Annotated in this window: 7 protein-coding genes; all 7 read right to left on the bottom strand. The window is 58.5% G+C overall.

Features of this window, described 5'->3' with window-relative positions; translation table 11 throughout:
* The coding region (locus P5540_19740; protein HRT67046.1) for a hypothetical protein at positions 1–1038 on the bottom strand (1038 nt) is incomplete at its 3' end.
* A 9-nt stretch (positions 1039–1047) separates the two neighbouring features.
* On the bottom strand, positions 1048–1296 hold the full coding sequence (locus P5540_19735; protein ID HRT67045.1) for a hypothetical protein: 249 nt from the start codon (positions 1294–1296) through the stop codon (positions 1048–1050).
* 23 nt (positions 1297–1319) lie between these two features.
* Positions 1320–1685 carry a hypothetical protein gene (locus tag P5540_19730; protein ID HRT67044.1) on the bottom strand — a complete coding sequence of 122 codons (366 nt, stop codon included), beginning with the start codon at positions 1683–1685 and terminating at the stop codon, positions 1320–1322.
* Between the two features lie 36 nt (positions 1686–1721).
* Positions 1722–2138: a phage tail tube protein gene (locus P5540_19725; GenBank protein HRT67043.1), complete on the bottom strand. Its 417-nt coding sequence runs from the start codon at positions 2136–2138 to the stop codon at positions 1722–1724.
* A 428-nt stretch (positions 2139–2566) separates the two neighbouring features.
* Complete coding sequence (locus tag P5540_19720; GenBank protein HRT67042.1) at positions 2567–3229, bottom strand: hypothetical protein; 663 nt, start codon at positions 3227–3229, stop codon at positions 2567–2569.
* Position 3230: 1 nt separating this feature from the next.
* Positions 3231–3386 (bottom strand): hypothetical protein, encoded by a 156-nt coding sequence (locus P5540_19715; protein HRT67041.1) that lies wholly within the window; start codon positions 3384–3386, stop codon positions 3231–3233.
* Positions 3373–4666: hypothetical protein (locus P5540_19710; protein ID HRT67040.1), on the bottom strand; the 1294-nt coding region annotated here is incomplete at its 5' end. The genes P5540_19715 and P5540_19710, both read right to left, overlap by 14 nt.

Here is a 4666-nt window from a genome sequence, read left to right as displayed (position 1 = left end):
CACCCAGCCGTCCCAAAATAACTCCATCCATTCCATCCATGCAAGGCCGAGGATCTCTGTGCTTTTGATCGCGCGCCGGATGCCGAGGTCAACCAACCCAGACGATTCGGCCATAAACGCGAACGCGCCAATGATCAATCCGAGCGGGCTAAGCATCGCGCCCAGTAAAACGAGTATGCCTTTTACGGCACCTATTACAGCTACTACAACAGCGATCTTTTTTACCGCCTCTGCTATCACGGTTATTGCGCTGCGATGCTCTTCCAACCACGAGCGGAATCCAACAAGGAACCCTTTTATTTTATCGGCCAAACCCGCCAACACCGGGGCGAGTTCCGTTGCCGCCAGAATTTTCAAGCCCTCAAACGATGCGCTCAACCGTTTCATAGCGGAATCGTATGCCTGTAATGAGTCACTAGCCTCGCCCGATACTACCACACCAAGTTCATGCGCCTCGTTCGTAAGCCGGTTGAATTCCTCCCGCGACAACTTCAACATCGGGATGATGTTCATGCCGCCGCGCCCGAACACCTGCATTGCCACGGCGGATCGGACGGTAGGATTTTCGATGCCGCGCATGGCATCCGCGATGTTTTTCAAGGCCTCTTCCGGGCGCATGTCCACGAGTCGTTTCGCGTCCAACCCCAGCGCGGCGAATATCCGAGACTGCGCCTCGGAACCCCCCGCCGCCGCGAACAGGTTCCGTTGCATGAACCGCATGGCGTTCGCTACATCGGTAATGCTGATATTGACCTGTTTGGCCACATAATCCAGTTCGCTCATCGTTTCGATGGGCACACCGAGTTTTTCGCCGATCATCAACAGGGATTCGGCCCGATCTTTGACACCGGCAATGGACCCCAGAATGCCGATCACCGGGGCTGCAATCGCCGCGCCAACACCCACCAATGCGCCGGTTGTCATACTGCCCGAAATGCGCGACAACATCCCGGACAATCGCGATTGGAAGCCGGATAGGTCCGGCACAATCTCGAATAGGCCAGTACCGACCGTCATCTGATTCGTCATCTGTGCCATTCGACTAGTTTACTCCCATTCGCGCATAAGCCGTTCGGCGAATTCTTTCAGCGTCGTTTTTCGCGGTGCAGGTCTTCGGATTGTCGGATCAAAATCAGAGGGTTCGCACTTGCGCCGGTTCCAGAGGTTGTTCATTACGCATGCCAGCAAGGACGTGTGTTTCCACGATTCGGATTGCCGCGTCGAGGCGTAGATGTCCAACTCTCGCGGTGTCAAATCGCAGTCCGGGTCAAGCCCTGCTATTGCACACACCTTCATAATGAAATCCTCGTCCCAGTGTTCTACGTCTCCGGTACAGTAGGGTTTTCGGCTGCGCCGCTTCCTGAAACGTCCGGCATGTGTCCGCGCGATGCGGGCCATGCGTCCGCGATGATTTCCCAAATCGCGGGAAAAACGGTAGACCACGCGGGCGGCGGGATGACTTGATCGAAAAAGTCATCCTGTGAAATGCGCCTCTCCTTGGCCTCGTCTTCGCACATGTACCACGCAACGTCAATCAGATCCGACAATTTGATATTGGCCGGAGCCATCAACTGCCCGATCTGGAATCCCGTCATTTGCGCGGCACGGCGAATAACCCGCGTCGTGAACTTCGGATGCCATTCTCGCCCGAAAGCGTCCACGAACATTTTAGATGCGTCCGCCATTCCTGCACCGCCTTTCTGTGTTGGTTGCCGGATATACTACGCTACCGTTACGGTCGGTTTGCCGGCGCCGGTAATCGTGATGCTGGCCTTCACGGGTTCGCCGAGGTTCTGTGTCTCGGAAAATTTTGTGACATACGCGGCCCCGGAAATCGTGACGCCGCCGATCAACTGCACGGTCAGTTCCGTGCTGTTGTTGAAGGCGTCAAACAGCCCGACGTAACCGCCGCTGTCGCCAGTGATATAGACGATGTCGCCGGAAGCCGTCCACGTTTTCAGGCCGGACATTTTGCGTTCCCACCCCTGATTCGCGCGGGTGGTGGCGTCCACTTCCCTGGAGCTCATGTCTAGCGTCACGTTCGTGAGCTGCACCACGGCGGACCCCAACGACCCTTGGGAACCGAATTTCAACGTGCAGTCGTGTCCAAGTTTTTCGCGTCCAAGTTTTTCAGGCATCTTTCCTACTCCTCTAATATTCTCGTTGTTGCAGTTATCCGATAGCCGGGGAATCCGTCTCCATCGGTAATGAACGCGGGCACGGTCGCGACAATCGGCCACGCCTTGTACCCGGTCGCCATATATGTCGAGCGATCCAGTAGCCGCCAAACATCGAAAGCCAAAGAGCGGAGCGGCTTTCCTGTGGCGTTTTTGTCGCCCCAAACCGTCAACCGTGCGCGGACTATCGCGCCACGCCGTCCCCGCGTCTCAAATTCGCCACCGTCATCCTGTTCGATTACGATAGCGGGATTGCCGCATGTGCGGGGCACGACCGATTCGGTGAATATTGCGGGCCTGTTCGAGCCGTCTCCAAAATCGAACTGTGCCAGCTGCGATAGTATATCAGCGTTGGACGCCAGCAGGTTTCGTATTGCAGTAACCACCATTTACCGGCCCTGCCGTTTCGTTTTCTTTTTGCGCGCCGCTCCACCGCCACCGCCACCGCCGCCGCCACCGCCCATGCTCCCGGACGTTTTCGTTTCGCCGGTATCCATGCCGGTTGGAAACGACCGCCCGACGTTTTCAGGGGCCCATCGCTGCCACGAATACCGCCCAGCAATCTGGCCGGTCGCCGTGCGCCTTATATCGAGCGACGCTTTCGTTTTGTCTCGCGCCAGCCAATTCGCCGCAATAGCGTTTGCCTGCGCCTTGGCGCGCCGCGCCGCCGCCGTGTTGCCAATACCGAACGCCCGCATATATTTCACCAACGCACGGGATATATCCGGCAGCACGGGCTGGACAAACGGACGCCGTGGATGTATCCGCCCGCCGAATTCGTGTATCCACCCGTAAAATGCCATTCCTATAGCAAACGCCTTGCTGCGTTTCACAACCCTGATTGACTTGACCAGTACACCCGTTTGTATATTGGGCGGCGTGCCCGGCGCGGACGGTTCGCCCGCTTCGCTGGGATTCATGGACGCCTGCATTTTGGCAATGCCTTCCCTCATGGCCGCCTCGATGCACCGGTCGTATAATTCGCCCATCGCCTCGGTCGTTTCGCGGGGGAAAAAACGAACGCTCCGCATACTGACTTTTGCCGCTGCCATATTACGGCCTCCGTACCGGCGCAATGCAGGCTTCCAGTACAGCATGTTTCACCGGTTCGCCGATGGTTTCCAGCACCTCCACGACGCGGAACCACTGCGTGGCAGTCTCTCCCGCCGACAGGCCCGGAACAAATTCGGATATGCTATGCGGTTTCATTATCGCCACCGTAATCCCTGATGGGCATTTTGACGGCTGCCAGTTCCGCGATTCGGACCGGCTGGTTTACGCCGCCGTACCGGATCGATTCGACTCTGTACCATCTCAATATATCAGACGCCAGTCTTACATGTCCAGCCATATCCGGCACATTGCCCGCGGCGTCGAACCGGGCCTTGACTGTTTTCTTCGTGTCGAACCCGTCCAGTTGCGGAACGTTGCCGGTCGCGTACAGGTTCGCCGTAACGGTTCGGACGGCCTGCATCGAGACGAGCGGGACTTGTCCCGTGGCATTCAGCGTGCCAGTCACGACGCGCCGCGCATCGAACGACGCGGCTGGCACGCTCCCTGTTGCGGCCATGTCAGCCGTCACTACGCGGCTGGCGTGCATCGAAACAGCCGGGTTGACGCCCGTAGCCGTAAACGCGGCCTTCGCCCCGCGCACGGCGGCCATACGCGCCGCCGGAACGTTCCCTGTAAACGCGAATTCCGCGTACTGTTTGACCCGGTGAACCGCCTGTACTACCAGTGTTGGTATGTTGCCTATGGCATCGAACGCAGCAGTAATCCGTTTCTTCGGTTCCGGCACGGCGAATCCGGCAAACGGGACGTTGCCCGTCATGGCCAGCTCCGCGAAAACCCGCGTGTTTTGCGATGTTGAAAACGCCGCATCCGGCACATTGCCTGTCGCCGCAAACACGGCTTTCCTCGTGCATTTGCCGGCAAACGACACGACGGCATTCACGCCTGTCGCGGCCATGCTGTTTACGGCACGCCGGATCGCCGCAAACGACGCCGCCGGAACGTTGCCTTCCGTCTTGAATCGGTTGATGTTCGCGCCGGCGCCCCAGTAGTCGCGGGCCCAGAGGTCCTCGTTCCAAACCGTCCCGTCCTGCCTGCTCGACTGCGTTTCTGCGACAAACGACGCTTGCGGCACGTTGCCACGGGCACGAAGTACCACGCCGGTCCAATTCGTACCTTCAAACGTCACACTGGGTGTATTACCATTGACATTGAACTGCGCTTTCGTAACGATCTTGGCGAAAAACTGAGGGATCGGATTCCGGGCCACGGCATCGAACACCGCCCACGACGATCCTGTGTCGGCAAACGCCGAGAATTCCGGCACGTTGCCGGTCGCCGAAAACGACGCGGCCCGTTTGACCTTCGCGGCAAACGACACAAGCGGATTCACGGCCTCGGCGGCGAATTCGCCAGCGCGTTTTATCGCGCCGGTGAACGCCGCTACGGGGTTGACGCCCGTTGCCGATATCGCGGCC

The sequence above is a fragment of the Candidatus Hydrogenedentota bacterium genome (assembly GCA_035450225.1).
GTDB lineage: Bacteria > Hydrogenedentota > Hydrogenedentia > Hydrogenedentales > SLHB01 > DSVR01.
Note: the sequence above shows the minus strand (reverse complement) of the source record. Positions and strands in the feature narration are given on the sequence as shown.

Excerpts from the sequence above, each read along its gene's own strand:
- P5540_19720 (HRT67042.1), bottom strand. The coding sequence starts at position 3,229 with ATGGCAGCGGCAAAAGTCAGTATGCGGAGCGTTCGTTTTTTCCCCCGC.
- P5540_19715 (HRT67041.1), bottom strand. The coding sequence starts at position 3,386 with ATGAAACCGCATAGCATATCCGAATTTGTTCCGGGCCTGTCGGCGGGA.
- P5540_19730 (HRT67044.1), bottom strand. The coding sequence starts at position 1,685 with ATGGCGGACGCATCTAAAATGTTCGTGGACGCTTTCGGGCGAGAATGG.
- P5540_19735 (HRT67045.1), bottom strand. The coding sequence starts at position 1,296 with ATGAAGGTGTGTGCAATAGCAGGGCTTGACCCGGACTGCGATTTGACA.
- P5540_19725 (HRT67043.1), bottom strand. The coding sequence starts at position 2,138 with ATGCCTGAAAAACTTGGACGCGAAAAACTTGGACACGACTGCACGTTG.